The organism is Kribbella sp. NPDC005582, assembly GCF_040605415.1.
Lineage (GTDB): Bacteria > Actinomycetota > Actinomycetes > Propionibacteriales > Kribbellaceae > Kribbella.
In genome coordinates this window covers 545,823-571,122 of sequence record NZ_JBEXCU010000005.1, presented here as the reverse complement: position 1 = coordinate 571,122, position 25,300 = coordinate 545,823, and the positions used below count along the sequence as shown (strand labels likewise).

Genomic DNA, 25,300 nt, shown 5'->3' with positions numbered 1-25,300 from the left:
CCGTTGGTGTTGCCCCTTCTCCCCTCATATACAGGGGGGAGAAGGGGCAACTTGCGGGGTTATCCGTTCAAATTGCCGGAGCAGGGGCGGGTGCGGGGGTGGGTTATTTGCCGGCTTGGAGGGCGGTCCAGGTGACTGGGCCTACTACTCCGTCGACGATCAGGGACCTGGTGCGCTGGTAGTCCTCGGCGGCGGTTTCGGTGGCTGGGCCGAATTGACCGTCGATGATCACCGTGCGGCCGAGGGCCGCGGTCAAGGAACGCTGGAGTCGGCGGACCGACGTACCGGTGGAGCCGTTGCGGATCGTTGCTTGGTCGCCGGCGGACAGCAGGGCGGTCCAGGTCTTGGCACCGATCAGGCCGTCCGCTGAAAGACCGACTCGGGTCTGGAAGGCTTTGACCGCGGTGGTTGTGGCGGCGTCGAAGGTTCCGCTGGGTTCGTTCGTCCCACCCAGCAGGCACTGGGCCGCGCGCACCGCACCGCCGGTCGCGCCTTCTTGCAACGCCGGGTACGCCGTGAAGTCCAGATTGGTGGACGCGCAGGTCTGAGTGCTGTTCACGAACGACGTCGCCGCCGCTTCACCCTTTGTGATGGCATCGGTCTGGTTCTCGATCGGCACGGAGGTGACACCGGGGAACAGGATGTACGTGACCACCGCGCCCGAGACGCCACCTGACGACGGGTTCGGGTTGATGCCCAACTGCTGCGCGAGCTTGTACGAGCCTTCGCCGATGATCCCGGTCGGACCCTGGTCGCCGACGACGGCGTACGCGACCTTGTCCCCGTAGACGACCGCGGCCACGGTCGCACCACCGATCCCGGCCGAGGCGTAGTTCCAGATCGAGCTCGACAACGGTACGACGATGAACGGCAACCCGGCCGAATTGAGCGGCCGGCCGTCGGACTGGTTCCACGAGGTGTTCGGCTGGAACGAAGGATCGGTGTTCTCGTTGCACTGCGCGGTGCGTTGGCCGTCGCAGTCGACGTCGAAGTCGGCGGTCCAGTGCACGGCATCGCCGGAGCGGCAGACCGCGACCGACCGCGTCCCGCCGGAATCGTGCGCGTACTTACCGTTCGACAGCTGGGTCTCACAGCCGCCGGCGCGCGCCTTCAGCTGGGCCGCGGTCGGGCCGACGAGCTCGTCGGCTCGCGATTCAGTGGTCGGGGCCAGCAGCGCCAGACCGGCGACTGCCACGGCCAGGAAACCAACGACAACGCGTCGGACCATCTCATCCTCCAGTGGGGCGAACCAGGGGAAATGTAGGTTTTCACCGAGGACGATACAGACAGTGGTTAGTTATTAACAGAGTGGACTTTCGCCGCCAGCGCCAGAAGTGTGGCCCGCTCGGTCGCCGACAGCGGCTGCAGCGTGACCTGCTCGACTTCGGCGATCACCTTCCGCGCGGTCACCACCGCCCGGCGCCCCTTCGCGGTCAGACCGATCCGATAGCGGCGACGGTCGGCCGGGTCGCGATCCCGAGCCACCAACTCCTTGGCGATCAGTTCGTCCATCAGGCGGACCATGTCGCTGGTGTCGATTCCGAGCCCGGCCGCCAGCACGTTCTGCGCCACCGCGCCCTGATCCGTCAGTTCGGCCAGCGCGGCGTACTCCCACAACGTCAGACCCGGCCGCTCGGCCAGCCGGGCGGCGATCGCACGGCGGCTCGCCACCGCGACCTTGTGCAGCACGAAGGTGGTCGTCCCGGCCAGTGTCTCCATCGGGCTATTGTAGGCTTGACCCAATCGTTGGTAGTTCCCAACTAATTGAGGATGTCGGATGGACGCGCTCTACCCCCGGCTGCTGGTCCGTGACTTCGCGGCGGCCGCCGACTTCTACACGGCCGCGCTGCGGGAGCTCTTCGCCGTCGAGCCGGTCAAGGTGATCCCCGAGGCGCAGTACGCGAACTGGGACCTCGAAGGACAGACCGGGCTGGTCCTGTTCGGCCGCGACAACATCGCCCAAACCATCGGTACGGCGACGCTCCCGGCCGAGGCGGACGCCCAGGACGGCTCGATGCTGGTCTTCAAGGTGGACTCCGTCGACGACGCGACCGCCGTTCTGGAGAAGCTCGGCGCGACCGTCCTCACGCCACCGCAGGACCGCCCACAGTGGGGGCCGAACCTGCGCACCGCGCACCTGCGCGCACCCAACGGCACACTGCTCGAACTGCAGAGCTACTAAGGCCGTTCGAACTGGGTGATCTCGACACCGGGAGCCACCTCGATCCGGGACCGCACTCGATAGCCGCGCGAGGTGTAGAGGTTGACGGCAGGCGTGTTGAGACTGCCGGTCGAGACGCGGCTGATCGGCCGCGGCTCGAGCTCCTCCAGGTGGTCGAGCAGAGCCCGGCCGTGACCGCGGCGCGCATAGGCCGGGTCCACGATCAACCGGCTGATCTCGACCACACCCGGTTCGATTTCGTAGGCGACCGCGCCGACGAGGGTTTCGCCGTCGTACCGGCCGAGCCAGTGCTCGGTCGACGCCATCAGCCCGGCCAGATCCTCCTGCAACGGCGGGATCCCGTCGAACCCGATCAACGCGGCCTCGACGGCGTACGCGGCGTGCTGAATCTCCAGTACCCGTTCGGCGAGGGCAGGATCGGTCAGATTAAGGCGGGTGATCACCCAGGGCACGTTAGTTTAGGTTGGGCTGGTGAATCCTCAGGTTTTCCGCGACGCGTACGGCGTTCCCCACCTGCAGGCCGGTGATCCGCTCACCCTCGTTCACCTCCAGGGCGCGAACGCCGCGCACGACCGCGCCTGGCAGCTCGAATTCGCGCGGCATCGGCTGAACGGCACGACCGCCTCCTTCCTCGGTCCGGACGCGCTGCCGTGGGACGTTCTCGCGCGTCAGGCCCGGCTCGCCGACACCGCTCAGCAGTGCTTCGACGCGCTCGACGACGACACCCGCGCCTGGGTGACGGCGTACGTCGACGGGGTGAACTCCGTGCTGCCGTCAGCCAAGGCGCCGGAGTTCACACAAACCGGGCTGACGCCTGGCGCGTGGGAACCATGGACGCCGCTCGGGGTGTGGCTCGCGGTCCACCTGCTGTTCGCTGGCTTCCCGAGCAAGCTGTGGCGCACGCACGTCGCACAGCGGCTCGGTGACGAATACATCGGACTGTTCACCTCCGAAGGCCCCAACACCGCAGGCAGCAACGGCTGGCTGATCCCAGGCTCGGCCACCTCGACAGGCCAGGCGATCATCGCCGGTGATCCGCACCGCTATATCGAGCACCCCGGGGTCTACCAGCAGATCCGGCTCGAGTGCCCGTCGTACGACGTCCTCGGGCTGGCCGTGCCCGGCATCCCCGGCCTCGCGCACTTCGGTCACACCGGCAAGGTCGCGTGGGCGATCACCAACGCCATGGCCGACTACCAGGACCTGTACGCCGAGCAGCTCCGACGCACCGAATCGTCGGTCGAAGCGCTCGGCCCGTCGGGCTGGGCGCCGGCCTCGCGGCACACCGAGGTCGTCGAGGTGGCCGGCGCGGACCCGGTGTCGATCGAGGTGATCGAGACCGAGCGCGGCCCGATCATCGTCGACCACGCCGGCCAGACCCTCAGCCTGCGCTACCCGCCGCGTGTCCTCAAACGCCTCGGCTTCGAGGCGATGCCTCGGTTGCTCCAGGCAACTACCGTCGCAGAGGTCGACGCCGCATTGGAAGACTGGGTCGAACCCGTCAACGTCGTCTTCGCCGCGGATGTTGCCGGCGGCTTGCTGCACCGGGTCGCGGGCGTGGTCCCGCAACGCCACAAGGCGAACTCGTGGCGCGTCGTACCGGCCTGGGACGCCGCCTTCGCCTGGGACGGCTGGCATCCGATGCCACGAGAAGCCGTCACCGGCCCGGTCGCGATGGCGAACGCGCGCGAGATCGCCGCGCCGCTCGGCATCGAGTTCGCCGCACCACACCGGTCGGTGCGCATCCACGACCTATTGGCCGAGCGCTCCGACTGGTCGGTCGACGACATGCCGACCATCCACACCGACACCTACCTCGGTTCCGCCGCCGGCATCCTCGACCGGCTCCCCTCAACAGGTCTCTCCGCCGAAGCCGTTGCCGTCCGCACCGAACTCCTGGCCTGGGACCGCCGGATGGACGCCACCAGCACCACCGCGTCGACGTACGCCGCCCTCCGCAAGGCCGCCATCGCCCGCCTCGCCGACCGCTTCTCCATCCTCGAGAACCCCGACTGTCCCGCGATCTTCGCGCCGTACCTGGACGTCGTCGCCCACGTCTCCTTCGCCCTCGAGAACCTCCTCGAGTCCGCCGACCTCGATGTCGCCCCCATCCTCCACGCCGCCCTGGAAGACGTAGCGACCGCCAAACCCCGCCCACCCTGGGGCGAAACCCACCAACTCTCCCCTCTCCACCCCCTCCGCACCCCGCTCTTCACCCCCGCCGAGGACCCCATCGACCTGGCCCTCTCCGGCGACCACCACTGCGTCTGGTCCACCTCCAGCCTCCCCGGCGTCACCGACCTCTGCCTCCGAGCCTCCGCAGCCCGCTACGCCTGGGACCTCGCCGACCGCTCCGCCAGCGCGTGGGTCGTCCCGTTAGGTGCCTCCGGCATCCAAGGTCACCCGCATCACCATGATCAGCTGGAGCACTGGCTCCGCGGCGCGCTCATTCCGGCCACGGGACTGTGAGCATCAGCAAGCTGTCAGGGGCGTGCTAGTCGGGCGGGCGGTTCCGCTTCGCCTGAGCTCGGCGCAGGCGCGCCTGATATTCATCCGGCCCTAACCGCTGCGCCTTGGTCTGCGGGCGGCCGGGGGCCGGATGTTCGCCTTGGCTCACTGGGGGTTCGGGGACCTGGCGCCGTACGACGGTAGTGGTCGGCTCGAGGTCTGCCGGCTGCACCGGCAGTTCGACGGTCGGTTGGTGTGGCGCCGCCAAGGGGAGCTCGCGGGTGTTCGCGGTGGCCAGGGCGTCCGGGGTGCGAGCCAGTAGCCGGTCGTCGACGTACTGCGCGAGCTCGGCCGGGTCGAGTCGCAGCTCGCCGGCTACTCCCGCCTCGCGCTGCAGGAGTTCGAAGGCCTCGATCGTCTGCGCGACGTCGGTCAGCGCGAGCTTGACCCCAAGGCTCCGGCGGTCGCCGTCGGCCTCGGTCAGCGCGAGTTGGTGTTCGAGTGTGTCCAGCGCATGGCGAAGCCGGCCCAATGCGATCACCCGCTCGGAGCGGTTCGGAGTGGCTTCCGGCTCGGCGACCATCCGTCGCCAGGCCTCAGCAGCCAGGCCCTTCGCGCGCGTCAACAGGTCCCCGCTCAGCCGCCGCCCGTTCGCCGGGTCGACGGTGTCAGGCCCGGGCAACCGCACCCGCTGGTCCGGATGGACAGCGTTCTCCCCGAGCAACCTCGTGAGCCGCCGTCCGGCCTCTGGCAGTCTGTCCGCTGCTCCGGGCTCCCCCGACTCGGCCGCCGTACCCAACTCGTCGACCAGATCCGCCTGCTGCTCGATCTCGTCCAGCAGCCGATGCAGGTCCTGCCGCTCCTGGAACGTGTCCGTCGGCTCGGCAGGCCGCGCCTGCTTCGGTACGACGGCCAGCCGTGCCTCCCGCACCGCCGCCCGCACGCGATCGGTGACGACCGACAGGTCCCCACTCGACAGCGGTACGGTCGGGGCCGAGGACCCGATCACGGCGCCGGCATCGCGGCCGATCCGGTCGAGGACGTACCGCATGGCCGTCATCTGATCGGCGAGCTCGGTCCGGTTGATCGCCTCCTTGTTGGCTGCGAACCTCTCGTGCTCGCGGTTCCGCGCGTTCTGGTGCTCGGTCCACCACTTCATCGCGGGAATCGCCAGCGCCTGAACGGCCGCGGTCGCGAGTGCGGCGGCGACGTCGGCCGGACCGAGCCCGAGCATGTCGTTGATCATCGCGACCACACCCACAGTGACCGCCGGTCCGGCCAGGTGCAGCGAATGCGCCCAGGCCGTCATCTCACCGCTCGGCGGGCTCTCCGCCGGTCCGCCGAGCACCGACAATCGGGCGCGCAGCTGGTCCATCGCCCGATCCGCCAGCCGATCGGGCAGCGTCGCGCCGTTGCGGAGCCGTTCGGCGAGATCGGCGACTTCACCGAGCTGATCGAGCACCGCGGCGAACACCGCATGGAGTTCGGCCGCCTGCTGATCGCTGGTGGCCTTCAAGTAGTAGTTGCTCACCGCCAGGTCGGCGCCGTCGCTCAGGCGCTGGACCGTCGCCTCGACCGCACCGGCGACGAGTCCGCCGGCTACACCGCTGATCGCCCCGAAGACCAGCAGCTCCGCATAGGCGCTCAGCTGCTCGGACAGCGGAGTCGGATCCGTACCCGGCGGGCCGGACGGCCCAACCACCGTTCGCCGAGCGAACAACGGGATCTGATCCGCCAGCTCGCTACCGATGGACTCGTCCGGCCCGAGCCACGGCAGCCGGTGATCCCCCCGCTCGGAGCCGGCCGCCGCGAGCCCACCATTGATCCGCGCGCGAAGAACATCGAGCGCTTCGAGCAACTGGGACCGGTACGACGTCGGGTCCAGCGCGTGCCGGATCTCCAGCTCCACGGCCCGCCGGATCGACGACTCTGCCTTCCGCCCATCGACGTACCGCTCGGCGAACGGCTTCAGCACCGCCATCGCCGAGTACGCGACCATCACTCCGGCCACCGATACCCCGAGCGGAGACAGCAGGAGCGCGGTTCCGATGGCGGCGAACGACGGCGCGGCCGCCTTCACGACGTACCGCCAGCCGGCCGGGACCAGCGATGCCCGAACGATCGGGCCGAGCGGTTGACCGGCGACGCCGTGCGGATCGGCCTCGATCCGGTTCTGCACGCTGGGCAGTCGCTTGCGGACTTCGCCGAGCCGGAGCTTCGACGCCTCGCCCTTGACCGCCTTCTTCTCGCCGTCGAGCCAGCGCTGCCCGAAGGCGTTCACCGTGGCGGCGGCCAAGGCCGGCAGCGCCAGGCCGAGGGCCTGGAGGATATTGCCGCTGACGATCGCGATCGCCGCCGACGCTCCCAGCGTGAGCGGCAACGCGCTGAACGTCACCTCTCTGGCGAGATACACCCGCAGCCGGACGCGGTCGTCGTGCTTGCTCCAGCCCTGCAGGTGCCACTCGATCATCGGAGCTACCGACCTGGGCAACGAAGCCCGCCGGTACTCGGCCTCGTCCTGACCGGAGACGATCGCCATACTCTCCAGCAGCGCACGCATCGCGTTCCGCAGGTTCATCCGCCGTACGGCTTCGTAGACCCGAGTCTCGCCCATCCGCCCGTTCAGCAGCCGCGCCTCGGCCAGCCGGCCGCCGTCCTCCCGGCTCAACCGCGACGGCCGTCGTACCTCGCTGCCCGGCTCGAGCACGTTGGGGACGACCGGCTCGGCAGCCCGGGACAACTGATGCAGCAGGTTCGCCACGATTCGCTCGACAATCGCATCCGGTGCCCGGCTCGACACCGTCATCGTCGCCGGGGCCGAGTCGTTCAGAAAGGCGACGAACGTACCCGCTGTCCCGTCGGTCAGCTGATCCGCCGTGAGGATCACCTGGAACGTCTCGCCCCGCGCGGTGCGGACCTCGTAGAGGTTGGTCCCGATCCGCTGCACGTGCGCAATCCCGGCGGCCTCCCAGACCCGGTGGTCGGTCATCGCCAGCATCGCCTGATACTCGACCGCGTCCTTCGCCGCGAAGAAGCGCCGTGCCCCGTCCAGGAACAGCAACGACTTCACCGAACCCCGGACGAACTCCACCGTCGGCGGATCGACAGGAGCAGGCACCGTCGGCTGGTCCACAGGAATCGGGGCGGTCGGGGCCTCGGCCGCGGCGGCGGCACGTCGTACGGCGATTCGGTCGTGCTGGCGTTCCAGGCGATCGACTCGTCCGTCGCTCTCTGCGCGCTGGATCCCCAGATCCTGGAGCAGTTCGCGCATGCGAGCGGCGTACCAGGCACTCTCCAGCGTGCGACCGGAGGTTTCGGCCAGCCAGCGCTGATAGTCCAGGTACAGCAACTCGCCAACTCTGCCCTGCTGGTGATCGGAGAACTGCTGCCCGCCGGTCGGACGGCCACCGAACGCATGGCCGGCCTCGCGGAGCTCATGAACGAGAGCCCGCCCGACATCGGCGAACTCGATCTGCTCCGAGATGGTGACCACCGCGCGGCGATGCCCCATCCGCATCCGCACCTCGGCGGGATGGCCGTCGGGCACCTCGCCCAGCCTGAGCTCCACCACCACCGGGTCACCGATCCACGGCTTCACCAGCAGCGACCGGCCGTCCGGCGCGATCTGGATCCACTGCGCGTCGACGAACTGCGCGAGCTTCGGAAAGCCCAGCTCGGCAGCGATCCGCGCCCAGAGCTTCTGGTGATCTTTCACCTCACCAAGCGCCGCGAAATCCCCGAGCCGCTCCGCATTGCCGATCACCATAGGGGCCGAAGGCAATGACATGTCGTACTCCGTCACCGCCAAACCCAGCGGAACCGCCCCTTCCGGCGTGCTCTCGATCTTGGCTCGGACCACGAAGTACTGAAGATTTCCCGCCTGCAGCGCCTTCAGCAGCTCGGCAGCGACCGCCGCCCCCGTGGACAGATCACCGTCGATCTGCACCCGCAGCGGCGCCTCCCGCTCACGGCCGCCCATCTCCACCGTCTCGCGGGCGAAGGTGTCGACGACGACCGCTCGCTCCTGCCGGTTGAGCATCGTCTGGATGATGCTCAGGACGTACTCCCCATGTCCCTGCTCGTACCGCACCTTGCCCCGCCCCAGGCGAAAGCCGATCACCCCGCCGACGCTCTTCGCCTCGACCACCACGAACCCGAGGATCTTGCCGGTACCGGGTTCGAGCCGTACATACAGCTGATCGAAGGTGTTGGCACCACCCAGCTCGAGGGTGATCCGCTGCACCTCCTCGCCGGCGTACACCTCGCGCAGATGGAACAGGACCGACTGACCGAACTCCTCACCCAGCTCCTCGCCGATCTCCGAGATCGGACGACCGGCATCCGGGTCCAGCACCTCCTGCTGCTCAACGTTCAGTTCCAGCCGGGCAAGCTCTTCCGGCGTCGCGTCAGCCATCATCTGTTCGATCAGGTCGTGCCAGGGCGTCACGGCCAGCTCCTGCGGCCGACCACGCCCTCCCATCCACAGATCGAGAATCCGTTGCAGTCCACGCAGAAGTTGTCGTGACATCCCGCGGCCACTCAGCCCGGAGAACGGAATCAACTGCGGTGGCCCGAGCGGACGCGCTCGAACCAGAGCGTCCGCCACGAACGTCCCGTCGACGAATTTCACTCCCGGCAAAGGCACGGTCGTCAGCTCGTTCCCTGCCCGCACCGAGAAGGTCTTCACGTCGTCCCGGTGCTGCACGATTCCGGTCGGTTCGCCGGCCGCCAGACCGTTCGGCGTCTTGTAGTACGCCGAACGGAGCGCGACGGCGTCCTCCGTCAGTCGCCCGTCGGGCGTCTGCTCGTTCAGCTTGGCCATGAATTCCACCGTCGCCTTCTGCACGAACTCCGGATCCGCCGTGTTCAGCGCAGGCAACTCCAGTACGCCGTCCACGACCCGGCTGCCCTGCACCACGGCCCCGTGATTCGCCAGCGCACGGATCGCCTCGGCGATCGGCAGTTGTTCGAGCGTGACCGGCCCGCCCCTCGCATCCGCCGCCATGACCGTCACCCGCGGCTCGTTCGCCACCAACGAGAACCGCACCTTGACCTCGGTGCCCTGGGCAATCAACGCCGCGACCTGCTGCTCGAGCGCCGCAAGCTCGGCCGTGCTGAACTCGATCCCGTCCGGCATCAACGAGTCCAGCCGACGACCGACCACCCACTCGAACGGCGCCGTACCCTCCGCCGTACGGAGCTTGACGATCTCCAGCTCCAGGTACGCCGGACCGCCTGGCGACTGCGTCGACCACTTCACCTGGTTCGACCCGTCCGGAGCCATCGCGGCTCCCGCCCCCATGACCACCGGAACCACCGGCCCCGGCGGCGTTGGCCCCGGCGGACCCGGATCGCCTGCAGCAGGCTCGAACAGATTGCCGCGGTCCGGATCGAATGCCTCGATGCGCTTCTTCTGGAACCGCTGATACTGCGCCTTGGTCTGCTTCTGCGCCCCCGGAGGTCGTCCGGCCGGCACCGGCCGCCGAGTCCCACCCGGTCCGGTCAACTCGGCCCGATGCGGTACGCCGGCGTTGTCCCACGTCCGCGCACCGGTCCAGATCCCGCGCTCGGGGTCGGCCGGATCGGAGACGACGTACACGACCGTGACCGAACTCGGCCGTGGCTCGTTCGGCGGGAAGAACACCTTCAGGTCCACCCGCCAGCCGTTCTTCAGCCAGGCGCCGACCTCGTTCTCCATACTCAAGAACGCACCCCGGTTGAAACTCGCCGCCTGCGGGAAGTAGTTCATCACCGCCGCGACCCTCTGGAAGAACCGCCAGGCGATCGCATGCCCGCCCTCGTCGTTGCCCGCCCCCGGCTCCTGCGCTCCCCGTGCGGTCGCCGCATCCCGCTCGGTCTGGTCCGCCGACGGCCGCGGTCTGTCCCCGAAGTCCGCGAACAACCGCGCCTCCGCGATCCGCGGCGCCCCCGTGAGCTTGTCGATCACCCACCGCACCCAGTTGGGCCCCACTTCGTCCGGATTCTCCGGCGTCCCACTGGGCACCCATGGCGTTACCTCAGCTGTCGGCCCGGTGTCCTGCTCCTCGACCACCGGGGAGTCCTCGTTGAACCACCCGAACGGCTCCTCCGCGACCTCACTCACCGGCGCCGGCATCACCGTAGGATCCGCAGCGAACGCCAGCGCCCGCCGTACCGCCACTCGATCCTTGTCCCCCAGCGACTCGAGCCGCTGGGCCTCGTCCGACCGCCCCAGCCCGGCGTCGACCACCACCGCCCGCATCTTCGCCGCATAAGCCGCCCGCTGAGCCGCGTAGTCGCTCACCACCCGACCCGCCTCGTCATGCATCAACAACAACTCGCCGAGCCGCCCCTGCTCATGCGCGGTAAAGCCCGACCGCGGATCAGCAAGGTGGCTCAGCTCACGGATCTCGTGGACCACGGCACGTCCGACATCGGCGTCCTTGATCTGCTCCGAGATTGTGACCACAGCCCCCACCGGGCCGTCCTTGGTCAGGTGGAACTCCGCAGGATGCCCGCCGGGGACCGGCCCGACCGCGAAGCGCAGCACGATCGGATCAGCCGACGCGGTCGTCCGGACCTCGACCAGCAGACCACCCGACTGTGGATCGACCGTGACGGGCCCGATCGACACGACGTCGGCGAACACCCGGAGACCCGACGACGCCAGAATCGCCCTGATCTTCGGCAGCACCACCTGGCGATCCCGAACCGGGCCGTCGGCAACGAAGTCGTCCAGCTGGGCAGCATTCCCATCGGCCGCCGCGGTGCTTCCAGCATCATGCCCCGTCCAGCCCCACGCGTCTGCGATGCCGCCCGCGAACTCCCGCAACGCTTGCTTGACCGGCATCTTGGCCCCAGGCTCGGGCTTGCCCTCGCTGGACGCCTTCGAGACCTGCAGTGCCTCATCAGCCGCCAGCAGGTTCCCGTGATCACCACCGCCGGTCTCAGCCACCGCGAGCCCCTGGCCGGTTGCATTCTCAGTCCCGGCACCCGCGCCCTCGGAGCCGGCGTCCGTAGTCTCGGTCTCAGTCTCGGCGGAGCCACCCGGCTCGACGCCGGCATCGTTGCCGGCCGCCGCCTCGGACGTCTCGACGCTGGTATGGGCAGGTTCGATGGTCACCTCGGAGTCGCTGCTGTGCGGGCCGCTCCGAGCGGGTACGCCGGCCCGCGCCGACGGGTGCGGACCGCTGTCCGCAACGATCACGGGCTGCTGCGGAACGACGACCGGACCGCCTTGATCCGCATTCTGTTGTGTCACGCCCGAGTGGTCGAGGGACTGGACGTCCGCTCCATTGCTCAGGTCGGTCACCCCCGGCGTATCCCCCTGCGGGACAGCTGCCTCCGCCTGGCCCGACACCGGCTGTACGTCGGGGTCGGCCGTCGGGTTGCCGGCCGGGTCCAGCTGCGGGTCCGCGCCGGACACCTCCTGGTACGGCGTCTCGGCCGTCGCCTCCTCGACGTGATCAGTGCCGCGGTGTCCGGAGTCGTCGTTCTGGTCGGCGTTCTGACGGGTGCCGGGCTCACTGTGATCGCCCTGGCCGTGCCCGCCGATGTCCTGTCGCGCGTGCGGTGCGTGCGGATCGGCGACGGCGCCGTTCCCGCTCCCGGGACCATGTGTCGTCGTCAGGTGGCCGGATCCACCGCCGGCCTGCCCAGCGCCGGCGAGCGAACCACCAGCACCGACCGAGCCGGCGCCGGTGGGACCACCGAGTTGGCTCCCAGCGGCCGCGGCGGTTCCCGGAGCCGCTGCACTGGCGCCGACGGTGCCGACGCCGGAAGCGTCGGGGACGGCTGGAGTCGGGCCGTTCGGGCCACCACCAGGGGGATTGATCGATGAAGGAGAGTACTGCTCCATCCCGAGGACGGTCCGAACGTGACCGTTGACGAACTGCCCGCTGACGTCACCGGCATGCACCGAGACGATCCGGCCGGCACCGAGCGTTCCGGCGGTCAGGCCGCCGGCCACGATCGCCTCGCCGTACACCAGGGGGTTGACCAGATTGGCGTAGTTGCCATCAGCAATCGATTGGGCGATGACGCTGGAGACCGGAGAACTGATCCCGTTGACGACGAACGTCTGCCCGCTCTGCCGCAGGACCAGCCGTCCCCGCGACGGGTTCGGCGGCGGGACAGCCGGCGAGCGTCCGATCCGGCCGACCCGGTTCAGCCCCCGGCCGAGCGGGTCGCCGATGAAGCCCGCACCCGCGGCGACGGCGATCTGCTTCCCGTCGAATCCCTCGCGGTAGCCCCGGGACATGTCGATCGACTGGGCGAGGATCTCCGTTCCGGCCTCCTCGATTCCCTCCCACGCCATCTCCCCGAGCACCCGGCCGAGGGCACGCGGCGCGGACGCGGCCGCGTGCTCCATCAGCCCCGCCGCGGCGCGGATCATGCCGGCGAACCGGTTGCCCAGCGAGACCAGCAGCCGGATCCGCAGCAGGTCGCCGATCCCCGGCGGCGCGAGGAACGTCAGCGCGAAGAAGACGGCGTTCATGATCAGCTCGGAGTAGATCTGGTCCTTCGTCTGCGCGACCGTACGCGCCAGGTCCCAGCACATCTTGGCCACGTCCTCGAAGGACGCGACCGCTTCCGCGTAGCCCTGGTTCAGGTTCTCGTCGACAGCCTCGTGAAAGATCTCGCCGTCCGTGTCCAGCCAGACCGCGGCGGCCGCCGCGTTGGCGGCATTTCCTTGATCGACACTGGCCTGGAGGGCGATCGACAGCTGATGCCAGTTATCTCCCATCCGCTGCGCCGCGTCCTCATCCGTCTGTGGCCAGATGTTGGTGTCCCAGAACGTGCGCAACCACAGCCACAGCTCGGTGGTCGGTTCGGGGATCACACGATCTGCCGTAGGTAGGCGGTCTGTTGCTGACTCAGCTCCACCTTCTGATGGACTATTTGATTGCCAGCGGCCCCCATTGCCTTGAGGTTCTGCTCCACCTCACCGGACAGCTCCTTCAGCTTCGTGCCGATGTCGTTGTAGGACTTGCGAAACTGCGCGCTGAGCTCGTCGAAGCCGGTGCCGACCTTCGCCTCGTCCGCAGCCAGCAGCGGTCCGACGGTCCGCCACATGTCCCCGAACGCCTTGCCCGCCTCGGACAGCTGAACCATCGCGGCATTGGTCTCCATCGGATACATCACGATGTCGCCGACGCCACCCGCCCGGATCGGTCCAGGTGCCGCCATCACCGGCCCCCGTTCCGAGTGGGCCGCAGCAGGCCGAGCAGCGGCCCGAACGCGAGATCGGCGGCATCGACGGGTCCGGAGGACGGACGCGGCGGCAGGTATTCGACGACCTCCCGGCGGATCTTCTGCTGTGCCTCGTCCTGCGCCCGGTTCACCGCGCCGCGGATCTCCTTGGCGAGCGCCTCGGCGTCCTGGAACCGGAAGACCAGCGGGTCGATCACCAGCTCGACCAGTTCGCCGTACACGCCGACCGTCGCCTCGATCAGGCCGTCGGACGACTCCGCGAATCCGGTGGTGCTGGTGACCGCGCTCCGCAGCCGCCGGGTCTCGCGTTCCAGGTCCTCGAGCTGCCCCAGCCGGGCCTCGGCGCCGGTGCGTTCGACCTTGCTGCGCGCTGCATCCTCGACGCTCATCCTGCCTCCTCGATCGACGTACTTCTCGCAGTCTCGGGCCGCCACGAGGACGTCGTACCGGGGTGACAACTTCCGGCCACCGGCCCGTACGGCGGATCGTGGGCGCGCACGCTCGCAGGGTGAAAGCACCTGCGAGCAAACGGATCTGCGCCGCGCTGACCGCCGGCGTACTGTCAGTCGGCATCGTGGCGCCGACCGCTGTCGCCAAGCCGCCGCGCGGCGAGTGCCGGAACGCCGAACCCGCTCATCCGGTCGTCCGCCTGCTGCCCTGGGCACAGCAACAGTTGATGCCCCAGCGGGCGTGGCGGTTCACGACCGGCGGCGGCGTTCTCGTCGCTGTGGTGGATTCCGGCGTCGACACCGACAACCCACAGTTGGGCCGCCCGGGAAAGGTCCTGGCGGGCCACGACTTCTATCTACGCGGCAGATATCCCGGCACGTACGACTGCGTCTCGCACGGCACCGGGGTGGCCGGCATCATCGCCGCCGACGGCGCCGACCGGATCGGCTTCGAGGGCATCGCCCCGGGTGCGCGGATCCTGCCGGTTCGGATCAGCGAGCGCGAGCTCAACGACAACGGGCAGACCCAGGCGATCGATCAGAACATCCTTGCCAAGGGCATCCGATGGGCTGTCGACCAGGGCGCACGCGTGATCAACCTTTCGGTAGCCGGCACCCAGGACCACCCATCCGTCCGGAATGCTGTCGCCTACGCGGTCGCACACGATGTCGTCGTGGTGGCCGCGGCCGGCAATCAGCAGACCGCGAACGCTTCCGGACTGCCGTCGTATCCCGCGGATTACCCCGGCGTGATCGGTGTCGGCGCGATCAACAACTCCGGTGTCCGCGTCGCCGCGTCGCAGGTCGGCCGGTACGTCGACCTCGTCGCACCAGGCGAGTCGGTCCTGACCACCACACGCGCCGGCGGTCACGCCTACCAGAGCGGTACCAGCTTCGCGACACCGTTCGTCGCCGGGACCGCCGCACTGGTGCGGGCAGCCTGGCCGAAGCTGACCGCTGATCAGGTGTCGCGACGCTTGATGGCAACCGCGGCCCCGGCGCCCGGCGGCACGAACAGCACTGAGTACGGCGCCGGCATCGTCGACCCGTATCGCGCGGTGACCGAAGGCCTGCCGGCCGGCAAACCCGCGGGCATGCCTGCCGCCACGGCGGCGAAGCCCGACCTGCAACAACTGGCCATCGCCGCCTGGTGGCAGTCACAAGGCACGCAAGCACGTCGCGTCGCACTCCTGGCAGGCAGCGGAACGGCTACCGCGATTCTCGTGTGCTCATTACTGATCGTCGGCCGCCGACGTCGCTGGGCGGTCACTCGGCACGCATCCGGACGCCAGACCGGCCACGCGGACGAGCTACCGCCCGAGTTCCTGTTCGCGCGGCGCCCCGACGAGGCCTGACACAACAGTGAGCCCCAGCGATTTCGCTGGGGCTCACTGCATGGAACAGATCAGACGTTCATCTGACAGGCCACCGCGATCGCTCGGCACTGCGCCGACGTCTGAACGGCGGAGTGCGTGACGTTGTCCAGCTCCCCGGCGTGTGCGTCCCGCCGAGCGGCAGAGTCGTCGATGTCCATCAGGTTCATGTACCGGGCCTGGAAGAACTCGCTCTGGCCCGCTCCGACCCAGTCGCCGTTCGGCATGACGAGCTTGTCGAAGCTCATCATGTCCTCACCGTCGGTGCGGATGGCCTGGGCACCGGCGCGCTTGTCTGCCGCACCCTGGAACATGCCTTCGATCTGCTGATGAATGATTGCCATTGATCCTCGATCCTTTCGTCGGTCGGGTCAGGCGATCAGGTGCCGCCCGAGGGCGGACATCCCGTTCTCGCTGAGGGTTTCGAGATGGTTGTTGGCCTGCTGACCACCGTCGGCGTGACCACCTGCGATGACAGCCGCCCGGTTGTGCCTGCCCACCCAACTCTCGTTGACGTTGTACTCCACGTTCCCGACATCACCGCCGAGCGAGAAGAGCAGGTCGGTGCCCTGGTTGGACGCGAGCCGGCCCTGCTGGCTCTGCCCTTCGCTGTGCATCCTGATCTGGTTGACGTAATGCATCATGTTCGGTGTGTTGGCTTCGATGAGCGGATCCATCGAACACTCCTTTCCCAAGGTGGTAGTGCTTTCGACCGAAAGTAGGTCGCCGAGCTGAGCCCCGGACCGGACCGACACCTTCCTGCCATCGCCTGCCACGGCCGGATTCTCCGCGTCACGATCGACGCAGAGGTCACGAGGAAGGTGTTCGACGATGGCGACGATGATGGTCCGGCGGCCGATGCGCCGCGCTGCCCCGGAACTGCCCGCCGGCGAATTGTTGCTGGAGGCACCGCCCGAGGTGCCCGAGCCCGGTGGGCGGCAGTGGGCGCAGATGCTGATGATGCTGCCGATGGTCGCGATGATGGGCGCGATGATGCTGATGTTCTCCGGCAGCATGGCCGGTGGACTGCGGTACGTGATTTTCGGGCTGTTCGGTGCGGCGATGATCGGCATGATCGTCATGTCAGCGCTCACCGGCCGGGGATCGGGCAAGGCGGAGATGGCCCAGGCTCGCCGTACCTATCTGCGGCACCTGTCCCAGCAGCGCTTACGACTGGGACGCTCGATCGACGACCAACGCAGCGCCCTGACCTATCACCATCCGGACCCGGAGTCGCTGTGGTCGTTGGCCGGCAGCTATCGGTTGTGGGAACGACGGCAGGACGACGGCGACTTCGGCGTGACCAGGATCGGCGTCGGCCGGCAGGGCCCGGCCACCAGTGTGGTGCCACCGGACACCCCGCCGCTCGAACGTCTGGAACCCCTGTCCGCGTTGGCCTTGCGGCGTTTCGTCACGACGTACGCCTCCGTGCCGGGATTGCCGCTCGCGATCGCCGTCACCGGGTTCAGCCGGATCTATCTGCCGGGCGACCGGGAACGATCGCTGGCTCTGGTCCGCGCGATGCTCGCCCAACTGACCGTCCTGCAGGCTCCGGACAACCTGCGCATCGCGATCTGCACGGCGTCCGGCAACCGGGAGACCTGGGAGTGGGCCAAGTGGCTGCCGCACGCACTGCACCCGGAGCGGCTCGACGCGCTCGGTCCGATCCGGTTGATCGCCCCGTCCGTCACGGCGATCGAGGCGATGCTCGACGACGTCCTCGGCGACCGGCCACGCTTCGATCCGGACGTCGCCGGACGGGTGACCGGACCGCATCTCGTGGTCGTGCTGGACGGTGCCACGGTCGAGGGATCCGACCACCTGCTCGCGGGAGCGGGCCTCGAGGGGGTCACGGTCCTGGACCTGACGCTCCGCCCGCCGCACGTCATCGACTCGACCTCGATCATCCTGAACGTCGACGCGGACGGCCACCTGAGTGCCGAGACGATGGAAGGCGACGAGGAGCTCGGCACCGCCGACGGACTGGACATTGCAACGCTGGAAGGCCTGGCCCGGCAACTGGCCCCGCTGCGGCTCACCGCCGGCGCTCAGGGGGACCAACCGCTGAGCGCCGATCTCGGACTGGCCGAACTGCTGGACCTCGGCGATCCGTACGACTTCGATCCCGAGAACACCTGGCTGCCACGACCGAGCCGCGACCGGCTGCGGGTGCGGTTCGGGCTGCGCGCCGACGGGCACCCGATCGAACTCGATCTGAAGGAGTCCGCGCAGGAAGGGATGGGTCCGCACGGTCTGCTGATCGGTGCGACCGGATCCGGCAAGTCCGAGCTGCTGCGGACCTTGGTGCTGGCACTCGCGGTCACGCACCCGCCACGCTCGCTGAACTTCGCCCTCGTGGACTTCAAGGGCGGAGCGACCTTCGCACGACTCGACAAGCTTCCGCACACCAGTGCGACGATCACCAACCTGGCCGAGGAGTTGCACCTGGTCGACCGGATGACGGACGCCATCAACGGCGAGCTGCTCCGGCGCCAGGAGCTATTACGGGCCGCAGGCAACTTTTCGTCGTTGCGCGACTACGAGAAGGCGCGCGCGGCCGGCGCACCGCTGGAAGAGGTCCCGACGCTTCTCGTCATCTGTGACGAGTTCAGTGAGCTGCTGACCGCGCGTCCGGACTTCATCGACATGTTCGTCCAGATCGGCCGGGTCGGGCGCTCGCTCGGCGTCCACCTGTTGCTGGCCAGCCAGCGACTCGAAGAAGGGCGTCTGCGTGGTCTGGAGACCCACCTGTCGTTCCGGATCGGCCTGCGGACCTTCTCCGACATCGACAGCCGGACAGTGCTCGGGGTCAACGACGCGTTCCACCTGCCGCGGGCTCCTGGCCACGGGTTCCTCCGAGTCGGTACCGAGCAGATGGACCGGTTCCGCTCGGCGTACGTCTCCGGTGTCCATCGTCGTCCGGAGCTCGGTGGCCTGCAGATCGCACCGGACAACTCGATCGAGCTCGTCGACTACGCGAGCACGTACGTCGCTCCGCCCACCGAGGAGGACGACACCGCGGAACCCACGGATCCCGACGGCGTGTTCGACGAGGCTGTCGGTGAGACCCTGCTGGACATTCTGGTCGATCGCTTCGAGGGCAAGGGCAAACCGGCGCACCAGATCTGGCTGCCGCCCCTGGAGGAGTCGCCCGCACTCGGCGAGCTACTACCCGACTCCGCGACCTCGGACGAGCAGAGCCGGTTCCAGCCGGGTCAGCTCGTCTGTATCGCCGGCGTGGTCGACCGGCCGTTGGATCAGCGCCGCGATCCGCTCCTGATCGACCTGGCCGGCAGCGGCGGCCATCTAGCCATCGCGGGCAGTCCGCAGAGCGGTAAGAGCACTGCCCTGGTCAGCGTGGTGGCGGGTCTGGCACTGACCCACACCCCCGAAGAGGTCCAGTTCTACTGCCTCGATTTCGGTGGCGGCGTGCTGACCGGTCTGCGCGATCTGCCCCACGTCGGCGGGATCGCCGGTCGCCAGGACGTCAACGCCGTACGGCGCACTGTCATCGAGGTGCACGGGATCATCGCCGAACGCGAGCGGGCGTTCGCCGCGGCCGGGATCGACTCGATGGCGGAGTTCCGGGCCCGGCGGAGGGCCGGTGACGACCTGGGCTCGCCGTACGGCGACGTGTTCTTGGTGCTCGACGGCTGGCAGACGATCCGCAGTGACTTCGAGGACCTGGAGCAGGTGCTCGGCGATATCGCGACCCGCGGTCTCGCCTACGGCGTCCATCTGATGATCAGTGTGCCGCGCTGGTTCGATCTGCGGACCAACGTCCGTGACCTGTGCGGGACCAAGCTCGAACTGCGGCTCGGCGATCCGATCGACTCGATGATCGACCGCCGAACCGCGACCTTGGTTCCCGACAAGGCGCCGGGCCGCGGTCTCATCGCGAGCAAGCATCACTTCCTGATCGCCGAACCGCGGCTGCACAGCGGCGACGACCGGACCTCGGTCGCCCTGGCCGAGTTGGTGGACGTGGTCAAGCAAGCCTGGCCCGGGCAAGGTGCACCGCCGATCCGCCTGCTGCCCAACGATGTCGCGTACGACGTCTGCGACGGCGCGAGCTCGAAGGAACACGGTCTCGCGATCGGCGTCGCCGAGCGCTCGTTGCAACCGGTTCTGCTCGACCCGAAGGTCAGTCCGACGTTCTTGCTGCTCGGTGACACCGAAACCGGCAAGACCGGATTCCTGCGCACGCTGGCTTCCCGGATCCAGGAGACCTACACGCCGGAGGAGGCGCGCCTGATGGTCATCGACCATCGACGGACGTTGCTCGGCCGCGTGGAAGGCGACCACCTGCTCGGGTACGGCGCCAACCATGCCGCCACCACCGAGTTGATCAAGGGCCTGGTGACCCTCCTCCAGCAACGACTCCCTGGATCCGATGTGACGCCTGAGCAACTGCGTGATCGCTCGTGGTGGCAGGGCCCGGACATCTTCCTGCTGGTCGACGACTACGACCTCGTGGCGTCGACGGAGAACCACCCGTTGATGCCACTGCACCCGTTCATCGCACAAGCCGCGGACATCGGCCTGCGCCTGTACGCCGCGCGCCGCACCGGCGGTGCGATGCGCGGTCTGTTCGAGCCGGTTCTGGCTCGGATGAAGGAAGTGGGTTCACCTGGCCTGCTGATGTCCGGAAGCCGCGACGAAGGACCTCTTCTCGGCGGCCTACGGGCCCAGCAGATGCCCCCCGGCCGCGGCTGGTTCATCAGCCGCCAAGGCGGTACCCAGCTGATCCAGCTCACCCACCCACCGTCGGACGACCATCCGGCCGTCTGACAGTCACCACGACAGGAGGAATCAATGGCCGGCGAAACACTGGAAACCGATACCGTGCCCATGGAGACCGCGCGCGGACAGCTCGAGCGAGCCAAGACCGCTTTCGACTCGAAACTGACCGCGGCCGGGAAGGCTTCGGCGTCCCCGGCAGCCACCACGCAACTGGAGGAAGCCAATAAGTTCATGGCCGATGAGCGCACGGCGCGCAACGACCTCGGCGAGTACATGACGCGAGTCTCCGACGGAGCTGGTGGTTACGTGGCCGCGGTCACTGAGATCACCAGGGCTTACACGGACCACAACAACATCAGCGTGGCCCGGATCCGGGCATTGACGAAGCAGTTCGACGGACCGGTCGTCATCCGCCCGGCCTTCGACGACTGGCGCAACGCCCTGGAGTACCAGGCGAACCACGAGCGGGAGTTCCCGCTCAACCCGCAGTTCGTCGATCCCCCCGTACCTGGAGGCAACTGATGGACTACTCCCAGATCGCGACCGATGCGATGGACCTGACGATGCTCATCTCGGCGATGCAGGACATCAGCGACAAAGCACAGTCCGGCCTGAATCTGCTCGAACCGTTGTCCACCTCGATCCAGATGTGGAACGCTGCCGGGGAGGGCATCAACACCTACAGCGACCGATTCCTCGAGGCCAATCAGGGCCTCATGTCGGTCTATAGAAGTACCGGTGACGCCCAGGAGTACGCAACGGCCGTTCGGGCGACCCAGACGGCGCTCGAAGTCGCGGGCGAGGCTATCGGCGGCGGTCGCACCGGCGGCATCACCCGGCAGATCGAGAACGCCGGGCGGAACCTCAAGTGGGCTGCCGACAGCGTCGAGGCGATCCGTGCCGCCTTCGCTCAGGACGTCCAGAACCACGTGGCCACGTACGGGCCGGTGGGAAACTCGACCATGGGGGCCGCTGGAACGGGGCACGAGCAGGTCTTGTTCGAGTTCCACAAGCCCAACGTTGTCCGCGCCGGTGGTCTGCTCAATCAGCTGGGAACGTCCCTGCAGCAGTTTGGACAGACGATCACCGAGCTGTCGGGCAGCTTGCGCTGGGCCGGTCCGGGCGCCGGGACGACTGCGAACGCTCAGGGAACAGCACCCGGCGTCACTCCTGGCGGCGTCCCCGGCGGTGTCCCTGGTGGGACGCCTACCGACACCGGCGCTCCTCCGGCGCAGGGTGCCGGGACTGGGGCTGATCCTGGTCAGACACCAGGCGCTGGAGGGGAGATGCCTGGGGGTGATACCGGGCTGGCTGGGATGCCGCCAACGGCACCGCCGCCGACTATGCCACCACCGGTGAAGTTGCCGCCGCTGCAGACACCGCACCTGCCGGGTATGCCGCCACCGGTGGCGATTCCGCCGATCGCTCCGTTGCCGGTCCGGCCTGGTACCGGTGCGCGCGGGATCGGCAGGATCGGTGGCGGCGGGCCGGGTGGTATCGGTGGCGGGATCGGCGGCGGCCCGGTGAAGGGCGGCGGCGGTCTGAAGACCGGGAACGGGTTCCAGCAGATTCCGCGGGCTGGTCAGCAGGTGTCGGCGGCGCCGGCTCCTAGCGGTGGGCAGGCGCCAGTCGCGCCTAGTGGGTTGACTAGCGGGTCTGGGGCTGGGGCGGGGGCTACGGGCGGCGGCATGCCGCCGATGATGCCGCCGATGGGTGGCGCTGGGGCCGGCGGCGGTGGCCGGAACGGCAAGGGGTCGCCCCTCCGGCCGGTCGGACGGCGACGGGAACGGCGGGACGAGGACACTCCCGGCGTACCGGTCGGTCTGCGTGGCCGGGCCGGTAAGGATCTACCGGGCGCGTTCCCGGCGGTTCCGGCCAATACTCGTCGTCGGCAGGACAGCGGTCCGTCGGCCGAGACGTTGCAACTGCTCGACGAGGAGCTGTGGCAGGTGGACGAGACGGAGGCGACCGCACCGCAGGCGACTCCACGACTCAGCAACTGACCATCGCCGTACAGGCTGAAAGACCCGGCTCGGAGATCCGAGCCGGGTCTTTCGGTGTGCGGGTGATCAGGGTGCGGGTTGCATCGCGGCTTTCGGATCCAGGCCGGGGCCCTGGGGAATCCGCGCGACGAGGGCGGCCGGGATCGGTACCGGCATGACGCCGCCATAGCCGAGTGTGGACAGGAGTTCCGGGTCGGCGAGGGGGTAGGAACGGGCCATGTCGGTGATGACGGACACGGTCCCGCTGGGGGCCTGATCGGACTGGCGCGAGACGACCACGGCGGCGGTCCCGGGTGTGATCAGGATGCGGTCCGCGAGCCCGGTGCCGCGACGACCGATCTTCGGCGTGACGGTCATCCGGTCGCGAGGAGGCAGCACGGAGTCGATGACGACGGTGGGTGGTTTGGTGCCGGGAGCGAAGGTGGCGCAGACAGTACCGAGCCCGTCGCGAGGCGCGATGAAGTCCGGCCGGCTGCGCGGAGCCATACCTTCTTCGACGGCAGGGCTTTGGTCGTCCGCACTACCGGCCTGCGCGAGATTGAGCGCGATCGGCACGGGCCGCTTGCCCCGGTACGCCGCCGCTGTCCCCGGGTACTCGGTCTGGATGTCGAACTGCAGTTCGGAGATCGCGAGCAGCCGCTTCTCGGCAGCCAAGTAGTGCTGGACGCCGCCACCGGAGGTCCGGACGACGAAGAGCTGTCCAACCAGAGTTCCCTTTCGGCCCGGTACAGCGATCGACGGCTTTCCGACATCGCTGAACTTCATCGGAGCGAGCGGCTCGCCGTCCGGCAGCGCATCGACGAAGGCCGAACCCACGGTCGCCCACGGCTTGGAGTTGAGGGCGAGACCGACGGACACGGCGTCGGCCTTGACGATGCGGTGGCGATAGCCGTTGCGGATCAGGTAGCGGTCGCCACTGCCGATGACCTCGACCAGCATCACGGAATCCCCGAGATTCTGGCCGCCGCTCGGCTGCTGCCCGATCATCAGCACGGATTCGCTACTGCGGGTGCCGGTCAGGTCGAGGGCGGGTTGCGAGCAGAGGGTCCAGCCGCCGGTGAGCAGCTTCTTCGCTGCTGGCAACGCGTCAGGGGCGTCCTGGATGCCGATCCGCGGTCCGCGTGGGACGCCCGCCAAGGACTTCTGTGACACCCGCCGGGTCTCGCCTTTCTTGCCAATGGCAAGCAGTGCGGAGACGTAGTTAGTGACCGGGTGCAGGTGCTGATCAAGGTAGACGTAGCGGGTGCCGGTCTCCTTCTCGACGATCACGCCGTCGCCCTTGCTCCAGACCTTGCTGCCGCCGGGCACGACCAACCCGTAGACCCAAACGCAGACGAGTGCCAGCACCATGATGCCGACACTCCAAATGGCCGCATAGCCCACTCGCTTGAAGGGCGGCGTCTCCGGATCGGTCTCCCGGGTGACCAGTGCCGACACCATCCGCTGGACGGAGAACTGGTGCGACTGGAGTTGATCCTTCCTGGTCGCCATGTCAGCCTCCCCAGCCGCGGACGACGGCGTACAGGCCGAGGACCGAACAAGCGAGCGGGAGCAGCGCCAGCGTGACGAGTACTTCGAGAGGTTCGGCGTACCGGCTGAAGTAGGGGCTCGGGAGCTTGCTGCTGTAGCGCAGTCCGAAGAAGATTGCGGCGGCCGCGAAGAGGACGACGAGCGGTACGACCACGGTGATCGGATCGGCGGTGCTCCGGCTGAGCGGCCCGAGCGTCAGACACGCGAGCCCGACCAGCCCGGCGATCAGGAACAGCAGCCGGTGTTTCAGCACCGGATAGATCCTTGCCCTCAGCAAACATCCGCCCGAGAGCAGACCGATCAGGATGGTCGCCGGGGCGCTGTGATCGAAGGTCAGGAGGACCAGGCTGGTCGCCACGGTCAGGGCCATCCCGATCAGCATGCCGGTGAGGAGTCCGTCCGCTCGCAGGACCGCGCCGTACACCTCGCGTCGGGCGGGTTGTGGATCGTCACGGACCAGATCGGCCGTCGTCCGCGGCAGGATCGGCATCGGCAACCGGCCGAGGCGCAGGCAGAGCTGACTGTAGAACGGCGAGAACGCGAAGACCGCCGAACCGACGATCGCCGCGACATCGGGGCCGTCCAGCGACTCCGCCGTACCGAGCCAGCCGGCCAGCAGGGCGAACAGACCGGTGGTCGTGGCGCCGGCGAACAAGGTGGCCTTGTCCACTACCCCCAGATAGCAAGCGGTTCCGGCCAGCATCAGGGCGGTCCCGCCGGCGAGCACCTGAGGCGCCCCGATCGCGGGCCACTTGTCTGAACCAGCCAGCAACAGCAGGCCTCCAAGCCCCGCGAAGAGCAGGCCGAGTCCGGATACCAGGGCACCGGCGCCGGCATCACCGACGACCCGCGCCAGGCAGACGCCGGCGCCGATCAGTAGCAGTGCGCTCAGCAGCAACCAGGTCGCAGTCTCGGCCCACGGCGAAGCGTGGCGCAGGATCGTGGTCAGTCCGACGAGCAGCGCGAGCGCGGCACCGGTCAGCCCGGCCAACCGCGTGTGCCGGGCCGTCCAGATGGCGCCGAGTTTGCCTGCGCCGGAGGCGACGGCGTCGACCAGGTCGTCGTACTCGAGTTCGGGCCAGTCGAGTTCGCGGGGGACGAGGTGGAGGATCTCGCCGTCGCGGATGCGGTGGGAGCCGAGGGTGCGGCCGAGGGTGAGTTCGGCGCCGTCGGCGCGGCGGAGGACCCAGCCGCCGTCGGGGGCGGCCTGGTCGGCGAGGTGTTCGCCGGCTTTGGTGAGGAGGCCGGGGAGGACCTCGGCGACCGAGGCCTGTTCGGGGAGGGCGAGGTCGAGGCGCCGCTGGGGGGCGGCGACCGTGACCCTGAGCAATCCGGTGATGTTCATGGGAATCTTCCTTGCTGGGTGCCGTCGCGCGGCCA

16 protein-coding genes are annotated in these 25,300 nt (G+C 68.6%); 6 read left to right on the top strand and 10 right to left on the bottom strand.

The window, feature by feature from the left end; all coding sequences use genetic code 11:
- Positions 1-103: 103 nt before the first annotated feature.
- On the bottom strand, positions 104-1,228 hold the full coding sequence (locus ABZS29_RS29040) for a peptidoglycan-binding protein (RefSeq protein WP_355466505.1): 1,125 nt from the start codon (positions 1,226-1,228) through the stop codon (positions 104-106).
- Positions 1,229-1,293: 65 nt separating this feature from the next.
- A complete protein-coding gene (locus ABZS29_RS29035) occupies positions 1,294-1,719 on the bottom strand; it encodes a MarR family winged helix-turn-helix transcriptional regulator (RefSeq protein WP_355466503.1) in 426 nt (141 codons plus the stop codon).
- A gap of 58 nt (positions 1,720-1,777) precedes the next feature.
- Here ABZS29_RS29035 and ABZS29_RS29030 point away from each other — a divergent pair, with 58 nt between their 5' ends.
- A complete protein-coding gene (locus tag ABZS29_RS29030) occupies positions 1,778-2,182 on the top strand; it encodes a VOC family protein (protein WP_355466502.1) in 405 nt (134 codons plus the stop codon).
- Here ABZS29_RS29030 and ABZS29_RS29025 read toward each other — a convergent pair.
- Positions 2,179-2,625 carry a GNAT family N-acetyltransferase gene (locus tag ABZS29_RS29025; protein ID WP_355466500.1) on the bottom strand — a complete coding sequence of 149 codons (447 nt, stop codon included), beginning with the start codon at positions 2,623-2,625 and terminating at the stop codon, positions 2,179-2,181. The two genes, ABZS29_RS29030 and ABZS29_RS29025, sit on opposite strands and share 4 nt — an antisense overlap.
- A gap of 28 nt (positions 2,626-2,653) precedes the next feature.
- Between ABZS29_RS29025 and ABZS29_RS29020 the strand changes: the two genes are divergently transcribed.
- Entirely contained in the window at positions 2,654-4,651 is a 1,998-nt protein-coding gene (locus tag ABZS29_RS29020; protein WP_355466498.1) for a penicillin acylase family protein, read from the top strand.
- Positions 4,652-4,676: 25 nt separating this feature from the next.
- Here ABZS29_RS29020 and ABZS29_RS29015 read toward each other — a convergent pair whose 3' ends face one another.
- The 3 genes from ABZS29_RS29015 to ABZS29_RS29005 are packed head-to-tail and all read right to left on the bottom strand — an operon-like array spanning position 4,677 to position 14,211.
- On the bottom strand, positions 4,677-13,451 hold the full coding sequence (locus tag ABZS29_RS29015) for a hypothetical protein (protein WP_355466496.1): 8,775 nt from the start codon (positions 13,449-13,451) through the stop codon (positions 4,677-4,679).
- Complete coding sequence (locus ABZS29_RS29010) at positions 13,448-13,798, bottom strand: hypothetical protein (RefSeq protein ID WP_355466494.1); 351 nt, start codon at positions 13,796-13,798, stop codon at positions 13,448-13,450. The genes ABZS29_RS29015 and ABZS29_RS29010 overlap by 4 nt, the downstream gene beginning before the upstream one ends.
- Positions 13,798-14,211, bottom strand: coding sequence for a YbaB/EbfC family nucleoid-associated protein (locus tag ABZS29_RS29005; protein ID WP_355466493.1), 414 nt, complete (start codon positions 14,209-14,211; stop codon positions 13,798-13,800). The genes ABZS29_RS29010 and ABZS29_RS29005 overlap by 1 nt, the downstream gene beginning before the upstream one ends.
- Positions 14,212-14,330: 119 nt before the next feature.
- On the opposite strand from ABZS29_RS29005, the gene mycP reads away from it, so the two are divergent.
- Positions 14,331-15,626 carry a type VII secretion-associated serine protease mycosin gene (gene mycP, locus ABZS29_RS29000; protein ID WP_355466491.1) on the top strand — a complete coding sequence of 432 codons (1,296 nt, stop codon included), beginning with the start codon at positions 14,331-14,333 and terminating at the stop codon, positions 15,624-15,626.
- A gap of 50 nt (positions 15,627-15,676) precedes the next feature.
- Here the strand turns inward: mycP and ABZS29_RS28995 are convergent, their stop codons facing one another.
- Together ABZS29_RS28995 and ABZS29_RS28990 are read right to left on the bottom strand one after the other, a co-directional pair.
- On the bottom strand, positions 15,677-15,988 hold the full coding sequence (locus ABZS29_RS28995) for a hypothetical protein (RefSeq protein WP_355466489.1): 312 nt from the start codon (positions 15,986-15,988) through the stop codon (positions 15,677-15,679).
- 27 nt (positions 15,989-16,015) lie between these two features.
- Positions 16,016-16,321 (bottom strand): hypothetical protein, encoded by a 306-nt coding sequence (locus ABZS29_RS28990; protein WP_355466487.1) that lies wholly within the window; start codon positions 16,319-16,321, stop codon positions 16,016-16,018.
- A 154-nt stretch (positions 16,322-16,475) separates the two neighbouring features.
- Between ABZS29_RS28990 and eccCa the strand changes: the two genes are divergently transcribed.
- From eccCa to ABZS29_RS28975, 3 genes are read left to right on the top strand one after another with little or no spacing between them, the layout of a single operon-like run.
- On the top strand, positions 16,476-20,435 hold the full coding sequence (eccCa, locus tag ABZS29_RS28985) for a type VII secretion protein EccCa (RefSeq protein WP_355466485.1): 3,960 nt from the start codon (positions 16,476-16,478) through the stop codon (positions 20,433-20,435).
- Between the two features lie 60 nt (positions 20,436-20,495).
- Positions 20,496-20,909 (top strand): hypothetical protein, encoded by a 414-nt coding sequence (locus ABZS29_RS28980; protein WP_355466483.1) that lies wholly within the window; start codon positions 20,496-20,498, stop codon positions 20,907-20,909.
- Positions 20,909-22,390 (top strand): hypothetical protein, encoded by a 1,482-nt coding sequence (locus ABZS29_RS28975; protein ID WP_355466481.1) that lies wholly within the window; start codon positions 20,909-20,911, stop codon positions 22,388-22,390. The genes ABZS29_RS28980 and ABZS29_RS28975 overlap by 1 nt, the downstream gene beginning before the upstream one ends.
- 66 nt (positions 22,391-22,456) lie before the next feature.
- Here ABZS29_RS28975 and eccB read toward each other — a convergent pair whose 3' ends face one another.
- Positions 22,457-23,881: a type VII secretion protein EccB gene (gene eccB / locus ABZS29_RS28970; RefSeq protein ID WP_355466479.1), complete on the bottom strand. Its 1,425-nt coding sequence runs from the start codon at positions 23,879-23,881 to the stop codon at positions 22,457-22,459.
- Between the two features lies 1 nt (position 23,882).
- Positions 23,883-25,265 carry a type VII secretion integral membrane protein EccD gene (gene eccD / locus ABZS29_RS28965; protein ID WP_355466477.1) on the bottom strand — a complete coding sequence of 461 codons (1,383 nt, stop codon included), beginning with the start codon at positions 25,263-25,265 and terminating at the stop codon, positions 23,883-23,885.
- Positions 25,266-25,300 lie beyond the last annotated feature (35 nt).

Bases quoted from the DNA above. Each gene is read 5' to 3' on its own strand.
- ABZS29_RS29040 (WP_355466505.1), bottom strand. From the start codon at position 1,228: ATGGTCCGACGCGTTGTCGTTGGTTTCCTGGCCGTGGCAGTCGCCGGT.
- ABZS29_RS29035 (WP_355466503.1), bottom strand. From the start codon at position 1,719: ATGGAGACACTGGCCGGGACGACCACCTTCGTGCTGCACAAGGTCGCG.
- ABZS29_RS29030 (WP_355466502.1), top strand. From the start codon at position 1,778: ATGGACGCGCTCTACCCCCGGCTGCTGGTCCGTGACTTCGCGGCGGCC.
- ABZS29_RS29010 (WP_355466494.1), bottom strand. From the start codon at position 13,798: ATGGCGGCACCTGGACCGATCCGGGCGGGTGGCGTCGGCGACATCGTG.
- ABZS29_RS29005 (WP_355466493.1), bottom strand. From the start codon at position 14,211: ATGAGCGTCGAGGATGCAGCGCGCAGCAAGGTCGAACGCACCGGCGCC.
- ABZS29_RS28995 (WP_355466489.1), bottom strand. From the start codon at position 15,988: ATGGCAATCATTCATCAGCAGATCGAAGGCATGTTCCAGGGTGCGGCA.
- ABZS29_RS28990 (WP_355466487.1), bottom strand. From the start codon at position 16,321: ATGGATCCGCTCATCGAAGCCAACACACCGAACATGATGCATTACGTC.
- eccCa (WP_355466485.1), top strand. From the start codon at position 16,476: ATGGCGACGATGATGGTCCGGCGGCCGATGCGCCGCGCTGCCCCGGAA.
- ABZS29_RS28980 (WP_355466483.1), top strand. From the start codon at position 20,496: ATGGAGACCGCGCGCGGACAGCTCGAGCGAGCCAAGACCGCTTTCGAC.
- ABZS29_RS28975 (WP_355466481.1), top strand. From the start codon at position 20,909: ATGGACTACTCCCAGATCGCGACCGATGCGATGGACCTGACGATGCTC.
- eccB (WP_355466479.1), bottom strand. From the start codon at position 23,881: ATGGCGACCAGGAAGGATCAACTCCAGTCGCACCAGTTCTCCGTCCAG.
- eccD (WP_355466477.1), bottom strand. From the start codon at position 25,265: ATGAACATCACCGGATTGCTCAGGGTCACGGTCGCCGCCCCCCAGCGG.